Origin of the sequence: Amycolatopsis sp. MtRt-6, from assembly GCF_017308975.1 — a bacterium.
Classification (GTDB): Bacteria; Actinomycetota; Actinomycetes; order Mycobacteriales; family Pseudonocardiaceae; genus Amycolatopsis.
In genome coordinates this window covers 1-21,940 of the sequence record NZ_JADWPD010000015.1, presented here as the reverse complement: position 1 = coordinate 21,940, position 21,940 = coordinate 1, and the positions used below count along the sequence as shown (strand labels likewise).

Genomic DNA, 21,940 nt, shown 5'->3' with positions numbered 1-21,940 from the left:
CTAACGGGTCAGTCCAGCCAGGCTGCGGCTTCGGCGGCCCAGTAGCTGAGGATCATGTCCGCGCCCGCGCGGCGGATCGACGTCAGCACCTCGAGGACCGTCCGCTCGCGGTCGAGCCAGCCGTTCGCCGCGGCGGCCTCGACCATCGCGTACTCGCCCGAGATGTTGTACGCCGCCACCGGCACCGGGGAGACGTCCGCCGCCGCCTTGACGACGTCCAGGTAGGCCAGCGCGGGCTTGACCATGATCATGTCCGCGCCCTCGGCGAGGTCGAGCTCGATCTCGCGCAGCGCCTCGCGGCCGTTGCCCGGGTCCTGCTGGTAGGTCTTGCGGTCGCCCTTGAGCTGGGAGTTGACGGCCTCGCGGAAGGGGCCGAAGAACGAGCTGGCGTACTTCGCGGAGTACGCCAGAATCGCCGTGTCCTTGTGCCCGACCTCGTCGAGCGCCCGGCGGATGACGCCGATCTGGCCGTCCATCATCCCGGACGGCCCGAGCACGTGCGCCCCGGCTTCGGCCTGGGCGACGGCCATCTGGGCGTAGATGCGCAGGGTGGCGTCGTTGTCGACGTTGCCGTCGGCGTCCAGGACACCGCAGTGGCCGTGGTCGGTGAACTCGTCGAGGCAGGTGTCGGCCATCAGCACGGTGGCGTCACCGAGCTCGTGCCGCAGGTCGCGCAGGGCGACGTTGAGGATGCCGTTCTCGTCGACGGCTCCGGAGCCCTCGGCGTCGTGCTTGGCCGGGAGGCCGAACAGCATGAGCCCGCCGACACCGGCGTTGACCGCGTCGACGGCGGCCTTCCGCAGCGTGTCACGGGTGTGCTGGACGACGCCGGGCATGCTCGCGATCGGCCGCGGCGCGTCGATCCCTTCGGCGACGAACATGGGGAGGATCAGCTGGCGTGGCCGCAGCGTCGTTTCGCCCACCAGCCTGCGCATGGCCGGGGTGGTGCGAAGCCTGCGGGGACGATGCTCGGGGAACACCCTTACCAAGGTACTCCCGCGCCTTTTGCCGGAGTTCCGCAAGGGTGCCCTGCCCGGATCAAAGCGCCCCAATGTGGCCTTCGGTGCGTTGAACGCACCCAAGGCGGCCTTCGGTGCGTTGAACGCAACCAAGGCCGCCTTGGGGCGCTGGGGACTCAGGAGCGGCGGGCCCGCTTCGCCTTGCGCGGCGGCGGCAGCGCGCCCTCGGCACGCAGCCGAGCGGCGTGCTCGGCCAGCGCGTCCACCAGGTGCGGCACGTCGGCCTTCTCCGGCTGGACGTCGACCCGGAGCCCGAACTCCACCGCGGTCTCCGCGGTCTTCGGGCCGATGCACGCGACCAGCGTGCGGGTGTGCGGCTTGCCGGCGATGCCGACCAGGTTCCGCACGGTCGAGGACGAGGTGAAGCAGACCGCGTCGAAGCCGCCGGTCTTGATCATCTCGCGGGTCTCGGCGGGCGGCGGGGCGGCCCGGACGGTCCGGTAGGCCGTCACGTCGTCGATCTCCCAGCCGCGCTCGCGCAGGCCGGCCGACAGCGTCTCGGTGGCGATGTCCGCCCGCGGCAGCAGCACGCGGTCGACCGGGTCGAGCACGTCGTCGTACGGCGGGAATTCGGCCAGCAGGCCTTCCGACGACTGCTCGCCGGACGGAACCAGCTCCGGGATGATGCCGAACGAGCGCACCTTCGCCGCGGTCGATTCGCCGACGCAGGCGATCTTCACGCCGGAGAACGCGCGGGCGTCGAGCCCGAACTCCTCGAACTTCTCCCACACCGCGCGGACCGCGTTGGTGGAGGTGAAGACGATCCACTGGTAGCGGCCGTCGACCAGGCCCTTGACCGAGCGCTCCATCTGCGCCGGGCTGCGGGGCGGCTCGACCGAGATGGTCGGCACCTCGTGCGACGTCGCGCCGTGGCCACGCAGGCGCTCGGCCATCTCGCCGGCCTGCTCCTTGGTGCGCGGCACCAGGACCTTCCAGCCGTAGAGCGCGCGCGACTCCCACCACGACAGCTTCGAACGCGTGCCGGCGGCCTGGCCGATCGTGACGATCAGCGGCCCGACGAGCTCGCCCGCGTCGTTGGCGACCTTCTCGAGCGTCGTGTCGAGGGTGCGCTGGGTGTTGATGGTGCCGTTCGCGGTGACCGCGACCGGGGTCGACGCCGGGACGCCGTTGCCGGTCAGCGCCGAGGCGGCCTCGGCCAGGTGCGCCGACGTCGCGTGCAGCACCAGCGGGCCGGGCGCGGCGGCCAGGGCCGCCCAGTCGACGTCGCCGCGGACGTCGACCTCGGTGTGCGTGCCGCCCAGCGCGACGCCCGCGTACGCCGGGACGGCCGCGGCCGGGGAAACACCCGGGATGACGTCGAACACGGCGCTCGTGCGCGCGACCGCCTGGACCTCGGCCACCACGGCCGGGGTGGTCAGCGGGTCGCCCGCGACCAGGCGCAGCACCAGCCGGCCGGCCTTGGCCTCGGCGGTCAGGTCCTTGGCGACCTCGGCGGCTTCGCCGACGGCGGGCCGGACCTCGGCGCCCTCGGCGGCCATGGCCAGCACGGACTGCGGCACGTCGGGGTCGGTCACCACGACCTCGGCCTTGGCGAGCAGTTCCTGGGCACGGACCGTGAGCAGGCCTGCGTCGCCGGGGCCGGAGCCCACGAACGCTACGCGCCCGGTGGTCTTTCGCGCGGGGGTCATCTGTGCGTTTCTCCTCTTGCGGCGGCCGTGCCCGATCGCCTGGCCGCAGGTCTCCTATAAATGTCTTTTTCGAAGCACTCTTTTCAGAGCTACAGCCTTCGAAAGCGCTCGCGAGAGCGCTACTGAGCGGGGCCGGAGAGTGCTCCGGCCCCCAGGTCCAGCAGCTCGGCGGCCAGGTCCTTGCCCAGCTGGGCGGCCTGGTCCTTGTCTGCCAGCGCGATGGCCCGGACCATGTCCACCGCGCCGTTCTCGTCTTCCGCGGCGGCGGTGCCGCGCAGCGAGATCCGTTCCACGACCTTGCCCTCGGCGTCGAGATCTTCGACGATCTCGGCGAGCGCGCCCACCGGCGCGCTGCACCCCGCCTCGAGCGCGGCCAGCAGGGAACGCTCGGCCGTCACCGCGGCCCGCGTGCCCTCGTCGTCCAAAGTGGACCGGAGCAGCTGCTCGAGGTCCACGTCGGCGGCCCGGCACTCCACCGCCAGCGCGCCCTGCGCGGGCGCGGGCAGCATCTGGATCGGGTCGAGGGTCTCGGTGATCGCCTCGGCCCGGCCGATCCTGGCCAGTCCGGCACGCGCGAGCACCACGGCATCGAGCTCGCCGTCGGACACCTTGCGCATGCGGGTGTCGATATTGCCGCGAATCGGCACGATTTCCAAACCGAGACCCAGCGCACGCAGCTGCGCGGTGCGCCGCGGGGAACCCGTGCCCACCTTCGCGCCGGGCAGCAGCTCACCGAGCGTCAGCCCGTCGCGCGCGACCAAGGCGTCCCGCGGGTCCTCGCGCGGCGGCACGGCGGCCAGCGTGATGCCCGGTTCGGGGGCGGTCGGCAGGTCCTTGTACGAGTGGACGATGACGTCGACCTCGTTGCCCAGCAACGCTTCCCGCAGCGCCGACGTGAAGACGCCGACCCCGATCGTGGGAATCGGCGCGGAGGACTGGTCACCGGGCGTGGTCACCTTGACGATCTCGACCTCGGCGCCGGTGGCGCGCAGGGCGTCGGCGACGGTCCCGGTCTGGGCGAGCGCGAGCTTCGAACCGCGCGTGCCCATGCGAATGACTCTGGTCACTACTACTTCTTCTCTGAGGGGGGCTTCGGGCTCGCCACCGCGGCGGGCGCCTGCGGGTCGAGGCAGAACAGTTCTCGCAACGCGTTCGCGTAGTCGGTGTCGGCCGTCTCGGCGGCCAGCTGCTTGACCCGCACCGTCGGCGCGTGCAGCAGCTTGTCGACCACCCGGCGGACAGTGCGGCCGACCTCCTCGCGGACGGCGCCGTCCAGCTCGGGCAGGCGGTTGTCCAGCCGGAGCAGCTCGGCGTCGACGACCTCGGCCGCGCGACGGCGCAGCGCGGTCACGGTCGGCGTCACCTCGGCGCTGCGCTGCCCGGCGAGGTACTCGCGCACCTCGTCGAGGACGATCCCGGTCGCCTTGGCGGTCTGGCGCTCGGTGGTCGGCGTGCCCGCCTCGCGCATCCGGCGCTGGATGGTGGCCAGGTCGACGACGCGCACGTCCGCCAGCTCGCTGACCTCCGGGTCGACGTCGCGGGGCAGGCCCAGGTCGCAGACGACGAGGGCCCGGCCGCCGCGCGGCAGCACGTGCTCCGTGGCGAAGACGGCGTCCTGCGCGCCGGTGCAGCAGATCACGATGTCGGCTTCGCGGACGGCGTCGGCGACGGCGGACAGCGGGACCGCGCGGGCCGGCACGCCCTGCTCGGTGACGTTCGCGGCGAGCCGCCGGGCGCGGGCGTCGGTGCGGTTGGCCACGGTGATCTCGCCGATCCCGGCCTTCCGCAGCTGCGACGCGCTCAGCGCGCCCATCGAGCCGGCGCCGACGATGACGGCGTGCTTGCCGCTGACGTCCCCGGCCGCGGCGAGCGCTTCGGAGACGACCGACGCGCCGAGCTGGTCGAGGCCGGTCTCGGTGTGCACGCGCTTGCCGACGCGCAGCGTGGTCTGGATCAGCTCGTGCAGCGTGCGGCCGACGGTGCCGGCCTCGCGCGCGGTGGCGTAGGCCGACCGGACCTGGCCGAGGATCTGCGTCTCGCCGACGACCATCGAGTCCAGGCCCGAGGTGACCGAGAACAGGTGCTCGACGGCGGCACCGGCGTAGTGGACGTACAGGCTGTCGTAGAGCTCGGCGGGCGCCATCCCGGCCTGGCGGGCGAGCACCTCGGAGACGTCGTTGAGGCCGCCGTGGAAGGTCTCGACGACCGCGTAGACCTCGATCCGGTTGCAGGTCGAGACGAGCATGACCTCACTGACGTGCTCGGCCTGCTGCAGTTCGTCGAGGACCTTGCCGATCTCGGGCGCCGGCACCGCGACGCGCTCGAGCGTGCTCAGCTCCGCACTCCGGTGCGAGAGACCGACCGCCAACACGCTCATGCGCACACCTCGCTGGCGCTCGGCGTGGCCTGAGCGGCAAGCGCTGTGTTGATTGATTCACTCGCAAGCTCGCTCATGAGCGCACCACCATTTCCCGTCCGCCGTCCGGACCCGAGCCGTTCCGCCTGCCGTTTCCATTCTCGGCCTGGAGAACCCCACCAGGTAATCCGGTATTGCCCTGATTGCCGGCGGCGTCGTCCGCTCGGCGGGCCACATGGAACGAGAGTATCTGCAGCTCCACGGCCAAATCCACTTTGCGGACCTCGATGTGAGCAGGAACCTGCAGGACGACCGGAGCGAAGTTGAGGATGCACTGGACACCGCCCGCGACCAGCCGGTCACACACCGATTGCGCCGCGGTCGGCGGCGTGGCGATCACGCCGATGGAGATGCCGCGCTCGGCGCAGATGCGGGGGATGTCGTCCATGTGCGAGACCGGGAGGCCGCCGACCGGCACGCCGATCAGGTCCGCGTCCAGGTCGAACAGCGCTTCGACCGGGAAGCCGCGCCCCGGGAAGCCGCCGTAGTTGGCCAGCGCGTGGCCCAGGTTCCCGATCCCGACCACGGCCACCTTGTGCTGGCGGGTCAGGCCGAGGATGCGCTCGATCTGGCTGACCAGGACGCCGACCTCGTAGCCGACGCCGCGGGTGCCGTAGGAGCCCAGGTAGGAAAGGTCTTTGCGCAGCTTCGCGGAATTGACGCCGGCGGCCTGCGACAGCTCTTCGCTGGAGACGGTCGTCGCACCCTGTTCGGACATCCCGGACAGGACGCGCAGGTAGACGGCGAGCCGCGCGACGGCGGCCTCGGGGATGGACTTCGCCCGGACGGCCTCGGGGGCGTCCCCGTTGCGGCCCGGCTCGTCGGCGGGTACCGCGGGCATCTCGGCGGTCGGGGCGTTGTCGGCGTCCGGGCCGGCCGGACGGCGGGGCCGCCGGGGCGCCCGGCCCGGGGAGTCCGCCGCGTCGCGCCTCCCCCGCTGTGTCACCACGCCGTCGTCTCCTGCCCGCTGTGCACATCTCGGAACTGTGTCTTGACCCAGGACCCGGAGTCCGGTTCGATACCGGCCCGCCCCGGGCGATGGCCCTACGGTAGACCACTTGTGAACGCACGCACAAAGTCACTGGTCGGAGGCGGTTCCGGGGTCCGCGCGATCATGACGCGGCGTCAGAATCCTTGTCCACCAGGCACTTCCGGCTTCGGCGCGGGCCGGCGGCGATCGAACGCCGGCCCACGGGGGCGCGGCGAACGGGCCACCCGGGGCGGTGAGCGGCACCCTATGGCTAAGTGTCACGCAGAAGTGGCACTTCCAAGTGTCACGCGGAAGTGACATTTAGCCATAGGGTGGCCGCGACCACCATCGGCGGACCGATCGCGGCCGCGCTTCAGCGGGCGTTGGTGCCCGGCGTGAGGACCGTCCCGATCACGAACAGGGTCGCGTTCTTCGCCGGGATGTTGCCGCAGAGGACCGGCACGCCGTTGACGGTCAGCTGCCCGCCCGAGCCGCCGAAGGCGAGTGGCCCGGCGCCGCCGTCACGGGTCCGCACCCCGCCCGCGCGCTGCAGGCCCGCGGCGTCGTAACGCTGGTCGAGTACGTGGTAGTCGAGGGCGTTCACCTGCCGGGCGGCCGGCCCGGCCGCCTCGAAGGCCGCGTCCACGGGGGCGAACACGGTCACGGCCGGCGCGCCGTCGAGCGGGTCGGCGACGTGGGCCGCTTCGACCGCCTCGACCCACTCGCCGAGGACGAAACTCGCCGCCGCCGCGCGCACGACGGGCAGGTCCGCCATGGCCGCCAGGCGGCCGCGGAGGGAGTCGCAGCCGGGCCCGAAGACGCCCGGGCCGATGGCGGGTGCCGTGGTCGTCACCGGCGCGGGCGGGGTGATCGAGGTCGCACCCGGCCCGGTGGTCGCGTTGCCGGGGCGGTCACCGCTGCTGCAGGCGGCCAGGCCGCAGGCCACGACCGTGACCAGGGGAAGAACCCGGCGGAAAGCGCTCATCCGCCGATCTTCGCCGGAGATCGGCCCCGGCTCACCCGCACTCACCGCATCGGGCGACGGGCCTCAGCGGGCGTCGAGAGTGACCGAGTGCCAGCCGGTGGCGCCGTCCGGGGCCGGGTCGGCGCGGTTCTCCGTCTGCGTGTAGCCGCCCTGGTCGGTCGCCCGGACCGACGCCTGGTGCGTGCCCTTCGGCACGTCGAGCTCGATCCACCACATCCGCCAGGTGTCCTTGCTCACCTCCGCCGACAGCGTCGCCTGCTGCCACGGTCCCTGGTCCAGCCGGACCTCGACCTTCGCGATCCCGGTGGGCTGCGCCCACGCCGTGCCGGCCAGCCGGACCTTGCCCGCCGTGACCCCGGCGAACCCGCTCGGCGTGTCGATCCGCGACTCCGTCTTGATCGGGGCCTGCTCCGCCCACCCCCGGCTCAGCCAGTACGCCTGCCGGGCGTCCCACCGGGTGAACTCCAGCGACTCGACCCACTTCGTCGCCGACACGTAGCCGTACAGGCCGGGGATGACGATCCGCGCCGGGAAGCCGTGCTCGACCGGCAGCGGCTCGCCGTTCATCCCGATCGCCAGCATCGCGCCGCGGGTGCGGTCGAGGGCGACGTCCGCCGGGGTGCCGCACGTCCAGCCGTCGACGCTGGTGGCGAACATCTGCTCCGCGCCCGGCCGCACGCCGGCCTCGTCGAGCAGGTCGGCGAGGTCGACGCCGAGCCAGGTCGCGTTCGAGATCAGCGGCCCGCCGACCTCGTTCGACACGCAGGTGAGCGTCACCCGGCGTTCGACCAGCGGCCGGCTGCGGATGTCGGCGTAGGAGAAGGTCACCTCGCGGTCGACCATCCCGTGGATCTTCAGGCTCCAGTCCTCGGCGCGGACCTGCGGCACGACCAGCGCGGTGTCGATGCGGTAGAAGTCCGCGTTCGGCGTGATGAACGGCGGCGAGCCGAGCTTCGCGAAGTCGGCGTCCGCGGGCAGCGGCGGCGCGGTGCGCGCGGGCACGAGCGGCCCGACGGCGGCCCGCGAGTCCTCGGCGTTCGTCCTGGTCCCCGCGACCTGGCCGACGACGGCCGCGATCCCCGACCCCGCGGCCACGCCCACCCCGGCCCGCAGGAACCCGCGGCGGTCGAAGCCGCGCTCGTCGACGACGTCCACCGGCAGCGCGATCCGGTGCAGGAAGGTGAACACCGCCAGGCCGGCGACCAGTGCGGCGACCGGCGCGAGCAGCGAAACCTGCCCGAGGTCGCTGCGTGCGTACACGGCCGCGACACCGGCGGCGCCGAGCACGAAGACGAGCACCTGCCCGGCCCGCGGCGTCCGGCGGGAAAGCTGCCCGGCCAGCAGCGCGAGCAGGACCAGCACGACCGCGAGCCCGATCTTGAGCACCGGCTTGTCCCAGGTGCCCAGCGTCCGCTCGGCCCACTTCACGATCGCCGTCGGGCTGTGGTCGATGACGTAGTTCGCCACCGCGATGAACGGTGACGCCGTGTACCCGACGAAGCCCGCGACCAGGTGCCCGACGCCGAGCGCGGCGGCCAGCGCGAGGAGGCCGATCAACGTCGCGACCGGCAAGGAAAGCTGTCGCGGCGGCGCGTCCTGGAGAGTGCTCACGCCTCCATCTTCGGAGCACTCGATGCGGAAGGCTGCCCGATTCCCCTTACGAGCGGGTTACGGCTGCAGCGCGCGCCGCAGCCGGTCCTCTTCGACGCGCCAGTACCCGTGCTCGGCGCCGTCGACCAGGATCACCGGGACGCGGTCGCCGTACTCGGCGCGCCACTCGGGGTCGGTGTCGACGTCCTCGGTCTTCCAGGCGACCCCGAGCTCCCCGCAGATCCGGGCGACGTCCGCCTCCGCGACCTCGCAGAGGTGGCAGCCGTCCCGGCCCATCACCGTCACTTCGTGCGCCATGCCGTCCTTCCTACCGCACCTACCGCAACCGCATGCGGCGCAGCTTCCCGGTGGCCGAGTGCGGCAGCGACTCGGCGAACTCGACCAGGTGCGGCACCTTGTACCCGGCCAGGTGGGCCGCGCAGTGGTCGACGACCTGCTGCTCGGACAGCGCCGCCCCGGCCGACGGCACGACGACCGCCTTGACCGCCTCGCCGCTGCGCTCGTCGACCACGCCGACGACCGCGGCCTCGGCCACCTCCGGCAGCCGGCCGATGACCTCTTCGATCTCGCGCGGGAAGACGTTGAAGCCGTTGACGATGATCAGGTCGTTGGCCCGGTCGACCAGGTGCAGGTCGCCGTCGGTGTCGAGGTAGCCGACGTCGCCGGTGCGGAACCAGCCGTCGTCGTCCGGGCCGTGGTCGCCGTCGGGCCAGTAGCCGGAGAACAGGTTGGCGCCGCGGATCGACACCAGCCCGGTCTCGCCTTCGGCCTCGAAGACGTCGTCGACGTCGTCCGGGTCGAGCGGCACGGCCTGGTCGGTGCCGTCGCTGTCCACCAGCCGCAGCTCGATGCCGGGCAGCGGCCGCCCGACCGAGCCCGGCTTCGGGTAGCCGGTGACCAGCGTGGACGTCACGACCGGCGCGCATTCGGTGAGGCCGTAGCCCTCGTAGACGTCGAGGCCGGTCGCCTCGCGGATGGCGGTCAGCACCTTCGGGTGCAGTGGCGCGGCGCCCGACGTCATCCGCCGCACGGTGGCCAGGCCGCGGCGCAGCTCGTCGGCGCCGAACGCGGCGAACTCGCCGTACATCGTCGGGACGCCGGTGATCGAGGTGACGCGGTGCTCGGCGCAGTCGTCCAGCGTCCGCTGGGCTTCGAAGCGCTCCGACAGGACCGCGGTCGCGCCGACGGCGGTGGCCTGCAGCAGGCCGGGCCCGAGGCCGTAGACGTGGAAGAGCGGGATGGTGATCAGCACGCGGTCGTCCTGCTCGAGAGCGCCCTCGAGCCCGCTGATCTGCTCCAGGTTCGCCAGCAGCGCGCGGTGCGACAGCATCACCCCGCGCGGCGGCCCGGTGGTGCCGGATGTGTACGAAATGACCGCGATGTCCTCTCCGGACCGGCCGGTTTCGGCGACCTCGCCTCCTCCGTCCGGGTCACCCCCGGGCGTGACGCCGCTCACGCCGTCCGGCAGGTCGTCGTCCGCCTCACGCTGGACGACGACCTTCGCGCCGCTGTGTTCGAGCAGCTTCTCGAGCTCGGGCCCGGGCACCTGCGGCGACAACGGCACGACCACGGCGCCCGCCCGCAGCGCGCCGAAGAAGGCGACCACGAAGTCCGTCGACGTCGGCAGCCGCAGCCCGACCCGGTCACCGGGCCCGACGCCGGCCTCCGCCAGCCTGCGGGCCTGGGCCTGGGCGGCCGCGTCGACCTCGCGGTAGGTCAGGCCGCGTCCGGTGCCGGTCTCGAGCACGGCCGGGTGCTCCGGCCACGTCGCCGCGGCCCGTGTGAGCAGCCCGCCGACCCCCGGCTGCGTCCCCTCTGGAGCACTCACCCGCGACCCACCTCTCCTCGCTCGGCGTGAACCGTTGCAAGTCTGTCATCTGAAGCGACGTCATGGGTGCTGACCGCGAGCGTCGCGTCTGCGCAACCCCGGAACCACTACCTACTTAGCGGTAACTACACGTATGCTGCACTGCGTCGCGCCGGTGTCCTTGATCACCGCCGCGACCGGAGAGAGGGAGTCGCCGTGAGGAACTTGCCTGCCCACGAGGTCGTGGGGCATGCGAGCCGGCAGGCCCCTGCTCATCCGGGTTCCGGGGGTTCCGAGGCCCGCTGGGTCGAAGCCACCGCCGGAGGTGCCGCCCGATGACCGTGCCGACCGCCGTGAGCCGCGGGCCCGTCTTCATGTTCGCCGAGCGCGTCTTCGGCCGGACGTCCGCCGTGCCGCTGAGCAGGCAGGCGGCCGACGACGAGCGCGCCGAGGCGGCGAAGGCCGAGGCCTGGGACCTGGTGCGCGCCGCGCAGGACGGCGACTCGTCCGCCTTCGGCCGGCTCTACGACCGCTACGTCGACGTCGTCTACCGGTACGTGCTGTTCCGGCTCGGCGACCGCGACCTCGCCGAAGACGTCACCAGCGAGACGTTCCTGCGCGCGCTGCGCCGCATCACGTCGGTGAGCTACCAGGGCCGTGACGTCGGCGCGTGGTTCGTCACCATCGCCCGCAACCTCGTGCTCGACCACGTGAAGTCGAGCCGGTTCAAGCTCGAGGTGGTCACCGACGAGGTCACCGAGCCCGGCTCGGCGCCGTTCAGCGTCGGCGCGACCGCCCAGGCAGGCCCCGAGCAGGAGGCGATGTTCCGCGCCACCCGCGCCGAGCTCCTGCGCTGCGTCGCGGAACTGGGCGACGACCAGCGGGAGTGCATTGTCCTGCGGTTCCTGCAGGGCCTGTCGGTGGCCGAGACGGCCGAGATCATGAACCGCAACGAAGGCGCGATCAAGGCGCTCCAGCACCGCGCGGTACGCCGATTGGCACAACTTCTGCCCACCGGATTGCGCTGAACCCGCGAACTTTTCTGTTCGTCGACCGAAACCGGTAACCCTGGCGGCTTCCGGTTCGTTACTCCACGCAGACCGGTGTCAGGACCGGCCGAGGCCCGGGATGGAGAGCAGCGCCGTGAGGTTTGCGCGTGAGCGAGCCGAGATCGAGCGGTTCGCGCGTGCCCTGGAACCGTCGCCGGTGCGCCGGGACGACGAGTTCGCCGACGAGCTCGCGCTCGTCGGCGCCTTGCGCGACCTCGGCGCGGCCGGGGCCCCGGACCTGGAGACCCGGCAGCGGATCCGCGCGGAGATCGCCGGCCGCCTGGAGACGGCGGCGGCCACCACCCCACGTCGGAGGTGGCGGCCGCGGACCGCCGACCTGGTGGCCGCCGCGCTCTTCCTCTTCCTGGTGCTGTCGGGACTGACGCTGGTGCTCTCGCGTTCGGCGTTGCCCGGCGACCCGCTGTACGGCGTCAAACGCGCCGGCGAGTCGACCGCGCTGGGCCTGACGTTCGGCGAGCAGGAGAAGGCGCACAAGCACCTCGAGTTCGCCACCAACCGGATCACGGAGCTGGGTGAGCTCGCCGCCGAAGGCGCGAGCGAGGCCGACTACCGCACCGCCTACGACGACTTCGCCGCCGACCTGCAGGCCGGCGTCGCCCAGCTGTCCGCCGTCGCGACCAGCGACGGCGGTGGCACGCAGGCGCTGTCGGACCTGCGGCTGTGGGCGCGCAACCAGGCGGCGAGGCTGACCGCGCAGCCGCTCCCGGCCGACGCGGCGCCGGTGTTCGGCGACGCCCGGGACCTGCTCGGCAAGGTCCAGGAGCGCACGACCGGCCTGGTGGCGCGGATGAACTGCTACCAGATCACCACGGGCGCGTCCGACGAGCTGGGCCCGCTCCCGGCGACCGGCGCGTGCACGCAGCGGCCCGCCCCGGCCGCCGGTGGCCAGCCGACGTCGGCACCGGTCGCGCCTTCGTCGGCGGAGAGCACGGCCCCGGCGGCGACGGGCACGCAGCTGCCGCCGTCGGACGCCGCGGCGACCCCGGGCATCCCGGCACCGACGGGCGGGGTGACGCCACCCCCGGTGTACGGCCAGCCGCCGACGACGTCCCGCCCGCCCGCTCCGACGACCACGACGTCCCCGCCGCCACTGGTGTCGATCCCGCCGCTGCTGCCGGGCCTGCCGCCGATCATCATCGGCTGAGGTCCGCCCCACACCTGCGACGACACGGTGGGCGGCTCGCTACGCTGTGCGAAGGAGACGTGGAGGCGGTGTACGTGTCAGCTTGGCGTGGCAAGGACAAGAGTCAGGAGCTCGAACGGCTCGCCGAGCTGGCGGGCGAAGCGTCGGCAGAGGCCGCGCACGCGCTTTCCGAACCCCCGGCCCCGCCCGCGCCGCCGGACCTCACCGCGGCCGCGTTCTTCGACGTCGACAACACGATGATGATGGGCGCGTCGATCTTCTACTTCGCCCGCGGCCTGGCGGCCCGGAAGTTCTTCACGTCCGCGGACCTGGCGGGGTTCGTCTGGGGCCAGATCAAGTTCCGGCTCGGCGGCCGCGAGAACAAAGAGGACATCAAGACCCACCGCGAGCGCGCACTGTCCTTTGTGGCCGGCCGCACGGTGGCGGAGCTGACGTCGATCAGCGAAGAGATCTACGACGAGCTGATGGCGGACAAGATCTGGTCCGGCACGCGGGCGCTGGCCCAGATGCACCTGGACGCGGGCCAGCGGGTCTGGCTGGTGACGGCCACCCCGATCGAGCTGGCGGCGATCATTTCGCGGCGGCTGGGTCTCACCGGAGCGCTGGGCACGGTGGCGGAGACCCGCGACGGCGTCTACACGGGCCGCCTGGTGGGCGACCTGCTGCACGGCCGCGCGAAGGCCCACGCGGTGCGGGCTCTGGCATCGCGCGAGGGCTTGAACCTCAAGCGCTGCACGGCGTACTCGGACTCGGCGAACGACATCCCGATGCTGTCGGTGGTGGGAACCGCGGTGGCGGTCAACCCGGACGGCGGGTTGCGCGACGTGGCCCGCGCGCGGGGTTGGGAGATCCGCGACTTCCGGACGGGCCGCAAGGCGGCGAAGATCGGCGTGCCGTCGGTGCTGGGCGCCGGGGCACTGGCCGGCGCCGTGGCGGCCGGGATGGCCTACCGCCGCCGCTGACGCCCGGGTCCCCAGCCAGCGGTAGCGCCTGCGCTACCTCCTCTTCGGGTGCGCGCGGGAATGACCAGCCCGCCGCCGGCTGGTGTGCTTTTCCCATCGGAAAAGCGGCTTCGGCGAAGGGCAGTGCGGTGACGACCCGAGTGGACATCGAAGAACGGACCGGCGGCGGAGGCGGGCTGCGGGACAGTCTCCGCAGGCATCCGCTGACCTGGTTCTTCGCCCTGGCCAACCTGCTGAGCTGGGTCGCGTGGACCCCGTACATCCTGTCGGAGAACGGCCTGGGCGTCCTGCCCTTCCGGTTCCCGGAGCTGCTCGGTACGTCGCAGTTCGCCGGCGTCCTGCCCGGCGCCTACCTCGGCCCGATCGGTGCCGCCTTCCTCGTCACCGCGGTCGCCGACGGGCGGGTCGGCCTTCGCCGCTGGGCCGGGCGGCTGTTCAGGTGGCGGGTCCACTGGTTCTGGTACGTGGCCGTCGTGCTCAGCGTGCCGGCCGCGCTGACGATCGCCACGATGGCGCTCTCCGAGCAGAACCCGATGGTCCCCGCCGTGGCGACGCTGGTGGCCTACCTGCCCGGCCTCGTGCTGCAGATGGTCACCACCGGGCTCGCGGAGGAGCCCGGCTGGCGGGACTTCGCCCTCCCCCGCCTCCAGCAGCGCTACGGGCCGCTCGGCGGCACGCTGATCCTGGGCCCGCTCTGGGGGATCTGGCACCTGCCGCTGTTCTTCAGCGAGTGGGGCGGCTGGCCGGACGTCACCTGGCTGACGCCGATCGAGTTCGTCGCGACCTGCGTCACCTTCAGCATCATCATGACGTGGGTGTTCAACCGCACCGGCCAGAGCCTGCCGCTCGCCATGCTGCTGCACACGAGCGTCAACAACTTCTTCTCGCTCGCCTGGTCGCAGATGTTCCCGTCGCTGACGGTCCGGGACACGACTCACGCGTTCCTGCTCGCCTCGACCGTGATCGCCGTCGTGCTGCTCGTCGCGACCCGGGGACGGCTCGGCTACCGGCCGAAAGGCCCGGAACCGGCCGCCTGATCCCGCCGGGGGCTCAGCCGCGGAAGACCGACTTCCGCTGCGAAAGCCGCTGGTACAACGTCTGCTGGATCGACTCCCGCACCTGGTCGGTCAGCTGGAACACCAGCATCGGGTCGTCGACCGCGTCCGGGCCGTACGCGTCCGTCGCGATCGGCGCCCCGAACTCGATGCTCCACTTCGTCGGCAGCGGGACCGCGCCCAGCAGGCCGAACATCGGGAAGAACGGCGTCACTGGGAAGTACGGCAGCCCGAGCATCCGGGCCAGCACCTTGATGTCGCCGAGCTTCGGGTAGATCTCCTCGGCGCCGATCACCGACACCGGGATGATCGGCACCCCCGCCTTCAGCGCGGCCGACACGAAGCCGCCGCGGCCGAAGCGCTGCAGCTTGTAGCGGGACGCGAACGGCTTGCCGATCCCCTTGAAGCCCTCCGGCCACACCCCGACCAGCTCGCCCTTGCGCAGCAGGCGCTCGGCGTCCGCGTGGCAGGCCAGCGTCTGGCCGGACTTGCGGGCGAACGACCCCACCAGCGGCACCTGGAACACCAGGTCGGCGCCGAGGCCGCGCAGGTGACGGCCGCCGGTCTCGTCGTGGACCGCCACCGCCGTCATCAGCGAGTCGAGCGGGATGGTGCCCGAGTGGTTGGACACCAGCAGCGCGCCGCCGGTCGACGGCAGGTTCTCGACGCCGTACGTGTCGACGCGGAACCACTTCTTGTACAGCGCGCGCAGCGGCGGGAGGAACACCGCCTCGGTCAGCTCGGCGTCGAAGCCGAACTCGTCGACCGTGTAGTCGCCGGTCAGCCGGTCGCGCAGGAAGCCGAGCGCCGAGCGCGCGGCGTCCGACAGCGGCTCGTCCGGCGCCGGCCGGTCGACACCGCCGGGGAAGGCGACGACCGGCGCCTGCTCCTGCTCACGGAGGTCACGCTCGGCCTCCACCGCTTCCGGCTTCTCCCGGCCCGGTCCGTGCAGGGGGATGACCTGCGCCTCGGCACCCACCGTTCCCGCCTCGCTTCCGAAGTCGTCCAAGTGCGATCTGCTGTAACAACCGGAGCTCCGCTCCGGGCCGGGGGCTCCGCCACCCGGACCCCCGAAGGGCCTGCTCATCGGCTCTGCCCCGTCGCCGCCGCGACGAGCACCTTGCCGGCCAGTCCGGCCAGCTTGCCGCCGTCGAGCACCGGGCGGAGCCCGCGTCCCACGATGTAGTCGTCGAACGCCTCGCGCGTGGTCCACCGCGGGGTGTACCCGAACTCCTGCTTCAGCTTGGCGATGTCGACGACCCGGCCGAAGTTCAGCAACCGGACCTGGTCGGCGGAGAAGTCCACGACGCGGGCGCCGCGCAGGACCTTGCCGACCGACGGCACCACGCTCCGCGGCATCGGCAGCTCGACCCGGCCGGCTCGCCGGATCGCCTGCGAGAGGGTGAGTACCCCCTCCGCGCCGACGTTGAACACGCCGGCTTTGTCGTGCAGGGTCGCCCGTTCCAGCACGGACAACGCGTCCGCCGAGTGCAGCAGCTGGATGCGGGCGTCGTAGCCGAAGACCGTGGGCACCACCGGCAGCGCGAAGTAGCGGGCCAGCACGGTGTCGGTCTCGGGGCCGATGATGTTGGCGAAGCGGAACAGCGTCGTCGTGATGTCCGGGCGGCGGCGCACCAGGCCGCGCACGTACCCCTCCATCTCGACGGCGTCCTTCGCGTAGCCGCTGGTCGACGTCGGGATGAGCTCGGAGTCCTCGGTGAACACGGCCTGCGAGCGGGCGCCGGCGCCGTAGACGGCCGCCGTCGACTTGACCACCAGCTTCCGGACCTGCGGCGAGCGCTGGCAGGCGGCGAGCAGCCGCATGGTGCCGATGACGTTGACTTCCTTGATCGCCGTGCGGCGGCCCGGCCCGGCCGGGTGCGCGGTGCAGGACGCGTGCACCACCGTGTCGACCTTGGCCGTGCTGATCACCTTGGCGATCAACGGGTTCCTGATATCCGCGCGGACGAACTCCGCGTGGCCCATGCGCTGCAGGACCGCCTTGTCGGGCGGGACGGTGTCGACACCGATGACCCGTTCGAAGTCGGGGTTGTTGCCCAGCCGGGCGAGCAGTTTCCCGCCCAGTTCGCCGGCGACCCCGGTGACGAGCACGATGTTCGACGGCATGCGACTCCCTGCGGCGTAGGGCATGTGGGGGGTGGACGGTCACCCGAGGCGCGCGAACCTGCACTCACTGGAAGCATCGCGCGGACGCCCTTGAGATGTTACCGCTCTTCAGTGGTAGCTCCGGGCCGTCTCACGTGCTATTAACGCCGGTTTCCCCGGAAAGCGACGAACGCCTCACTCGAACGGGCGGAACGTGCCCACCACATGGACGTGGCCCGTCCAGAAACTGGACGGGCCACGGTCACGCTCAGCAGGCTTACTTGCCGGCCTTACGACGCTGGACGCGCGTACGGCGAAGCAGCTTGCGGTGCTTCTTCTTCGACATGCGCTTACGGCGCTTCTTGATCACAGAGCCCATGGGCGCTCCTTAGGTCGACGTCGGTCACGCTGCCCGGCGCAGCGTCCAACGGGTGGAGCGCACAGGCACGAGCGGTTTTCCAGGTTACCCGTCACCCGTGACGGGCCGGTCAGCGGGCCGGTCCGCGGGCACGTCGCAGCGCTGCGCGCCGCCGGCTACGCCGTGCCCGGCGGCCGGTTCATCCCACGTCGTAGTAGGCACCCTGGAGGTACTCGTGCACTGCTTTCTCCGGCACCCGGAAGGACTTCCCGACCCTGACGGCGGGCAGCTCACCCGAGTGGACGAGACGGTAGACGGTCATCTTGGAGACCCGCATCAGCGTGGCCACCTCGGCGACCGTCAGGAACTGGACCTGCCCGACTGCGGGCAAATCCTCCTTCTTGTTCGGCGACATGTTTACCGCGTCCTTCGACACGTGTCGCGCCACGAGGCTTCCCCACCTGTGGTATCGACACGCACGTGCTCTATCGAGAGTAGCGGGACTGGTGGGACTAATGCGACGCCTGTCACCGAGATGGGCCCCTACCAGGGCTAACGCACAAGCACCCGCGCGTGCAAGACCCGGGCAATCGCCCTTTCCGGCGAAATCAGGCTTCGTCGTGCGCCTTCCCGAGCTCCACCGAACGGTCCTTCGCGGCCTCGATGGCGGCCAGCAGCGCGGCGCGCACGCCGTGCTTTTCGAGCTCGCGGATCGCGTTGATGGTCGTCCCGGCCGGCGACGTCACGGCCTCGCGCAGCAGCACGGGGTGCTCGTCGGATTCGGCGAGCATCTTCGCCGCGCCGACCGCCGACTGGATGATCAGCTGCCCGGCCAGCGCCCGCGGCAGGCCGAGCAGGATCCCGGCGTCGATCATGGCCTCGACCAGGTAGAAGAAGTAGGCGGGCCCGGACCCCGACAGCGCCGTGACGGCGTCCTGCTGGCTTTCGGGCACCTCGACGACCTGCCCGACGTGCGAGAGCAGGTCCCGGACGACGGCGAGGTGCTCGGCGGTCGCGTACCGGCCGGCGGAGATGGCGCTCATGGCCTCGTTGACCAGCATCGGGGTGTTCGGCATGACCCGGACGACGGGGACGCCTTCGGCGAGCCGCCGTTCGTAGAGCGAGGTGGGCAGCCCGGCGCAGAGCGACACGACGAGCGACGACGCCCCGAGCAGCGGCGCGAGTTCGTCGAGCACGGGCTCGATGTCCTGCGGCTTGACGGCGACGACCAGGATGTCGGCCTGCTTGGCGGCTTCTTCGACCTCGACGCCGCGGATGCCGTAGCGGCTGGTGAGCTCTTCCACGCGCGCCGGGTACCGCTCGGTGAAGAGGAGGTCGCCGGCTTCGTGGCCGCCGTGCAGCAGCCCCGAGAGCAACGCCTCACCGATCTTGCCCGCACCCAGCACCGCGATGACCGTCATGGGCCAAGCGTGCCAAACCCGCCCCGGCGGCCCGGTGCCGGGGCGAGGTGAACGGAGACCGTGATGCCCCGCCAAACACGCGTGATGCCCCTGCAATCACGCGTGATGCCCCTCCGGGCACGCCCCTCAGCCGCCCGGAGCGGGCGCCAGGCCCAGCTGCCGGGCCTGGCACACCAGCCGCCCCTGCGCGTCCACCACCGTCGCGTCCGAGTCGAACCACGACTCGTGCACCGACCTCGACTCCACCACCACCCGCAGCCAGCCCGGCGCCGGGCGCGTCCGCAGCAACGCCGTCAGCTGCACCGTCGGCGCCCAGCCGATGCGCCCGAGGTTCATCACCACCGGCGGGTTCACGTCGGACGCCAGCAGCGAAAAGTACGGGTCCACCAGGCTGTGCCGCGGCCGCACCCACAGCCGCATCCGGGGTGGCTCGCCCGTCCGCCCCGCCAGGTACCCGGCCGTCGCGGGGTCGAGGCGGACCTCGCACCCCTTGGCCAGGTTGAACGGCCCCTCGGTGCTCTCCGCCATCGCCAGCGCCCCCGGTGGCGGCTCGGCAGGCATCGACGGCACGTCCGTCCACTCCGGGCGGCGCATCGGGAGCCTGCCCGTGGTCACCCTGGCTTCGACGCAGCTGCGGCCGCGCTGCTCCAGGCGGACCTCGACCACCGTCGCGCGGCGGCCGACCTTGCGGACGTCCGTGCGCAGCAGCACCGGGCCGAGCGCGGGCGCGTGCAGGAACTCCGCGCTGACGACCAGCGGCTCCGCGTGCGGCTCACCGCGCTCGTGCAGGGCGGCGATCGCCGCCCGGGCCAGCAGGGCGAGCAGGAAACCCCCGTGCGGGTGCGAGCCGACGGCCCACTCCGCACGCAGCACCGCGGTGAAGGTGCCGTCCCCCAGCGACCGCGCCGCACTCGCCGTGTCGAAGGACACGGCGGTGCCGTCCATTCCGCTCACGAACGGTCCGCGCCATTTCGGGAATCGGGGTAGGTGACGAGCAACGAGAGCGACGGGTTCACGGTCCGAACTTTACGGGTTGGACCGGCGGAAATGCACTCGGGAGTAGCTATCCTCCGGGCGCGGTTATTGCCCGAGGTGGAACCGCGCGAACAACAACGCTTCGGCCAGGTCGCGGACCCGCTGGGCGGCGGTGCCGGCGTGCCGGGTGTTGATCTCCAGCACGATCTGACCGGCAAAACCGTTGCTGACCAGCTTCTCGAGCAGTTCGGCGCACGGCTGGCCGCCGCGGCCGGGCACCAGGTGTTCGTCCTTCGGGACGCCGGTGCCGTCCGCCAGATGGACGTGCGAGAGGCCGTCCCCCATCCGCTGCGCCAGCGCCAGCGCGTCCATGTCGGCTGCCGCTGTGTGGGACAGGTCGAGCGTGTAGTGCCGGAACCCGACGTCCGTCGGATCGATCGACGGCCGGAACGCGGACACCCGCGAATTCTTCGAACCACCTGGTGGCCGGACCTTGAACATGTTTTCGACGGCGATTTCGACGCCGCTCGACTCCTCCAGTTCGGCGACCAGATCACCGAATGCGTCGCCGTACCTGCGCTGCCAGCGGAACGGCGGGTGCACCACCACCGTGCGCGCGCCGAGCTCGAGCGCGGCGTCGACGGACATCCGCAGCCGCACCGCCGGATCCGGCGACCAGATCCGCTGGGTGATCAGCAGCGACGGCGAGTGCACCGACAGCACGGGGACGCCGGTGCGGCGTGACAGCCGCCGCAGCGCCGTGACGTCCTGGCTGACCGGGTCGGCCCAGACCATCACCTCGACGCCGTCGTAGCCGAGCTCGGCGGCCAGCTCGAAAGCCGTCCCCGCCTTGAGGGGCCACACCGACGCCGTGCTGAGGCCCACGGGGACCGGCTGCTCGTCTGTCACGCGCGCCATCCTGCCTCGTCACCGCCGGTGCGCGGCAGCGCCGGGCCGCCAACGCGACGCGGATCACCGCGTCAGCGGCCGACCAGCAGCAACGCGGCCGGGGAGACCGTCACCACCAGGCCCACGAGCACCGCGAGCACCGTCGTCTGCAGGTCCTCCGCGCGGCGGATCTTCCGCACAATCCAGACCAGCGCGACGACCACCAGCAGCGCGGCGACCAGCGCGGCGGCGGGGAGGTTCACCCACAGCCAGTTGAAGCCGAGCCAGACGGCGGCCCCGCCGACGACACCCATCGCCAGCTGGCCGGCCAGGGCCAGCCACTGCTTGCCGGGCGAAGCCGCGGGTTCCGGCTCCGGGGCCGGCTCGGGTGCGTCGTCGTACTCGTCGTCTTCGTAGCCCGCGCCCTGCTCGTAGCCGTAGTCGTCCTGCTCGAAGTCCGGGCCGTCCGGCGGGTAGCCGTCGGCGAACTCGCGCTCGTAGGGTTCGAGGTCGTCCGGGATCGGGGCCCGCGAGGCCCGGTCGCCGGGCGCGAACGGCATCGGCGGCGGGTACGCGCCGGTCGGCGGCCCGGCGTCGTAGGCGGCCTGGTAGCCGCTGCTTTCCGGGGCGAAGCCGTCGGGTTCGAAGTCGTCCTCGGGGTAGCCGTCGTCCGGGGCGTCGGTGGGCACCGCCGGCATGACGCCGATCTCGGTGTCCTCCATCTGCTCCTTCTGCCGCCGCTTGCGCCAGTTCGCCAGGCCCGCGGGCGACGACGGCTCCGGCGGCTCGGGCTTCTTGCCCTTCGGCGGCACCGGCGGCTCTTCGTCGCCGACCGCCGAGAACTGCTCGGTGTGGTCCTCGCGCTTCGGCTCCGGACGGCGGGCCGGGGCGCGGCGCGGCCGGCCGGGCGCGGCGGGCGGCGTCGCGAACGACCCGCTGGCCATCGGGCCGGGCGGCACGTCGACGTCGGCGTCCGGGGTGCCGTTGAGGCCGTCGAGCCGGGCCGACAGCGGCCCGCCGGGCGGCGGTACCGGCAGTTGCTGGGACGGCTGCGGCGGCGGCACCGGGAGCTGCTGCGAGGGCTGCGGCGGGCCGGGCCGGCGCCGGACCGGCGGAACGGCGCCGCGGGTCTCCTCGGCGGCGGCCGGGGGTGTCGGCAGTTGCTGGGACGGCTGCGGCGGCGGCACCGGCAGTTGCTGCGACGGCTGCGGCGGCGGCACCGGGAGCTGCTGCGACGGCTGGGGTGGCGGGGGCTGGCGGCGCGGCGCGGCGCGCGGCGGCACGGGCAGCCGGTCGGAATCCTGCGGCCGCGGCGGCACGGGCTCCGGCGGAGCCGGCCGCGCGAACTGGCCCGACTCCTGCGGCGGCCGGGCGAACTGGCCGGACTCCTGCGGAGCCGGGCGGGCGTACTGGCCGGACTCCGCGCCACCGGGGGCGGGCCGCGCCGGGGGCGGCGGCACCGGCCGGGGCAGCGGCTGGGAGTCCTGCGGGACCGCGCGGGGCG

21 protein-coding genes are annotated in these 21,940 nt (G+C 72.5%); 4 read left to right on the top strand and 17 right to left on the bottom strand.

What is annotated here, in order from left to right; translation table 11 throughout:
• Window positions 1–8: 8 nt before the first annotated feature.
• The 9 genes from hemB to I4Q55_RS24585 form a co-directional block, all read right to left on the bottom strand.
• On the bottom strand, window positions 9–980 hold the full coding sequence (gene hemB / locus I4Q55_RS24625; RefSeq protein WP_206790873.1) for a porphobilinogen synthase: 972 nt from the start codon (window positions 978–980) through the stop codon (window positions 9–11).
• Between the two features lie 155 nt (window positions 981–1,135).
• Window positions 1,136–2,668: a bifunctional uroporphyrinogen-III C-methyltransferase/uroporphyrinogen-III synthase gene (locus tag I4Q55_RS24620; protein ID WP_206790870.1), complete on the bottom strand. Its 1,533-nt coding sequence runs from the start codon at window positions 2,666–2,668 to the stop codon at window positions 1,136–1,138.
• A gap of 119 nt (window positions 2,669–2,787) precedes the next feature.
• Window positions 2,788–3,735: a hydroxymethylbilane synthase gene (hemC, locus tag I4Q55_RS24615; protein WP_307793293.1), complete on the bottom strand. Its 948-nt coding sequence runs from the start codon at window positions 3,733–3,735 to the stop codon at window positions 2,788–2,790.
• Window positions 3,736–3,737: 2 nt separating this feature from the next.
• Entirely contained in the window at window positions 3,738–5,045 is a 1,308-nt protein-coding gene (locus tag I4Q55_RS24610; protein WP_206790869.1) for a glutamyl-tRNA reductase, read from the bottom strand.
• Window positions 5,046–5,118: 73 nt separating this feature from the next.
• A complete protein-coding gene (locus I4Q55_RS24605) occupies window positions 5,119–6,033 on the bottom strand; it encodes a redox-sensing transcriptional repressor Rex (protein WP_206790866.1) in 915 nt (304 codons plus the stop codon).
• Between the two features lie 394 nt (window positions 6,034–6,427).
• A complete protein-coding gene (locus tag I4Q55_RS24600) occupies window positions 6,428–7,039 on the bottom strand; it encodes a fasciclin domain-containing protein (RefSeq protein WP_206790865.1) in 612 nt (203 codons plus the stop codon).
• 63 nt (window positions 7,040–7,102) lie between these two features.
• Window positions 7,103–8,650, bottom strand: coding sequence for a molybdopterin-dependent oxidoreductase (locus I4Q55_RS24595; RefSeq protein ID WP_206790864.1), 1,548 nt, complete (start codon window positions 8,648–8,650; stop codon window positions 7,103–7,105).
• A gap of 57 nt (window positions 8,651–8,707) precedes the next feature.
• A complete protein-coding gene (locus I4Q55_RS24590; protein WP_206790863.1) occupies window positions 8,708–8,947 on the bottom strand; it encodes a glutaredoxin family protein in 240 nt (79 codons plus the stop codon).
• Between the two features lie 19 nt (window positions 8,948–8,966).
• Window positions 8,967–10,478, bottom strand: a complete 1,512-nt coding sequence (locus I4Q55_RS24585; protein WP_206790862.1) for an AMP-binding protein — start codon at window positions 10,476–10,478, stop codon at window positions 8,967–8,969.
• A gap of 314 nt (window positions 10,479–10,792) precedes the next feature.
• On the opposite strand from I4Q55_RS24585, the gene I4Q55_RS24580 reads away from it, so the two are divergent.
• From I4Q55_RS24580 to I4Q55_RS24565, 4 genes are all read left to right on the top strand, one after another.
• The gene (locus I4Q55_RS24580) at window positions 10,793–11,485 is read left to right on the top strand and encodes a sigma-70 family RNA polymerase sigma factor (RefSeq protein WP_206790861.1); all 693 of its coding nucleotides are present in this window, start codon (window positions 10,793–10,795) and stop codon (window positions 11,483–11,485) included.
• Window positions 11,486–11,600: 115 nt separating this feature from the next.
• The gene (locus tag I4Q55_RS24575; protein WP_206790860.1) at window positions 11,601–12,671 is read left to right on the top strand and encodes a DUF5667 domain-containing protein; all 1,071 of its coding nucleotides are present in this window, start codon (window positions 11,601–11,603) and stop codon (window positions 12,669–12,671) included.
• 74 nt (window positions 12,672–12,745) lie between these two features.
• Window positions 12,746–13,633: an HAD-IB family hydrolase gene (locus I4Q55_RS24570; protein WP_307793292.1), complete on the top strand. Its 888-nt coding sequence runs from the start codon at window positions 12,746–12,748 to the stop codon at window positions 13,631–13,633.
• Between the two features lie 128 nt (window positions 13,634–13,761).
• Window positions 13,762–14,670 (top strand): CPBP family intramembrane glutamic endopeptidase, encoded by a 909-nt coding sequence (locus tag I4Q55_RS24565; protein WP_206790858.1) that lies wholly within the window; start codon window positions 13,762–13,764, stop codon window positions 14,668–14,670.
• Between the two features lie 13 nt (window positions 14,671–14,683).
• Here the strand turns inward: I4Q55_RS24565 and I4Q55_RS24560 are convergent, their stop codons facing one another.
• The 8 genes from I4Q55_RS24560 to I4Q55_RS24525 all read right to left on the bottom strand — a co-directional run.
• The gene (locus I4Q55_RS24560; RefSeq protein ID WP_206790857.1) at window positions 14,684–15,697 is read right to left on the bottom strand and encodes a lysophospholipid acyltransferase family protein; all 1,014 of its coding nucleotides are present in this window, start codon (window positions 15,695–15,697) and stop codon (window positions 14,684–14,686) included.
• 74 nt (window positions 15,698–15,771) lie between these two features.
• Window positions 15,772–16,815 carry an NAD-dependent epimerase/dehydratase family protein gene (locus I4Q55_RS24555; protein WP_206790856.1) on the bottom strand — a complete coding sequence of 348 codons (1,044 nt, stop codon included), beginning with the start codon at window positions 16,813–16,815 and terminating at the stop codon, window positions 15,772–15,774.
• Between the two features lie 256 nt (window positions 16,816–17,071).
• Complete coding sequence (locus I4Q55_RS24550; RefSeq protein ID WP_007030867.1) at window positions 17,072–17,173, bottom strand: 30S ribosomal protein bS22; 102 nt, start codon at window positions 17,171–17,173, stop codon at window positions 17,072–17,074.
• A 178-nt stretch (window positions 17,174–17,351) separates the two neighbouring features.
• Entirely contained in the window at window positions 17,352–17,567 is a 216-nt protein-coding gene (locus I4Q55_RS24545; protein WP_013222402.1) for a helix-turn-helix domain-containing protein, read from the bottom strand.
• A 193-nt stretch (window positions 17,568–17,760) separates the two neighbouring features.
• Window positions 17,761–18,573: a pyrroline-5-carboxylate reductase gene (gene proC / locus I4Q55_RS24540; RefSeq protein WP_206790855.1), complete on the bottom strand. Its 813-nt coding sequence runs from the start codon at window positions 18,571–18,573 to the stop codon at window positions 17,761–17,763.
• Between the two features lie 126 nt (window positions 18,574–18,699).
• Window positions 18,700–19,518 carry a thioesterase family protein gene (locus tag I4Q55_RS24535; protein WP_206791094.1) on the bottom strand — a complete coding sequence of 273 codons (819 nt, stop codon included), beginning with the start codon at window positions 19,516–19,518 and terminating at the stop codon, window positions 18,700–18,702.
• Window positions 19,519–19,653: 135 nt separating this feature from the next.
• Complete coding sequence (locus I4Q55_RS24530; RefSeq protein WP_206790854.1) at window positions 19,654–20,466, bottom strand: sugar phosphate isomerase/epimerase; 813 nt, start codon at window positions 20,464–20,466, stop codon at window positions 19,654–19,656.
• 62 nt (window positions 20,467–20,528) lie between these two features.
• The coding region (locus I4Q55_RS24525) for a hypothetical protein (protein WP_242546666.1) at window positions 20,529–21,940 on the bottom strand (1,412 nt) is incomplete at its 5' end.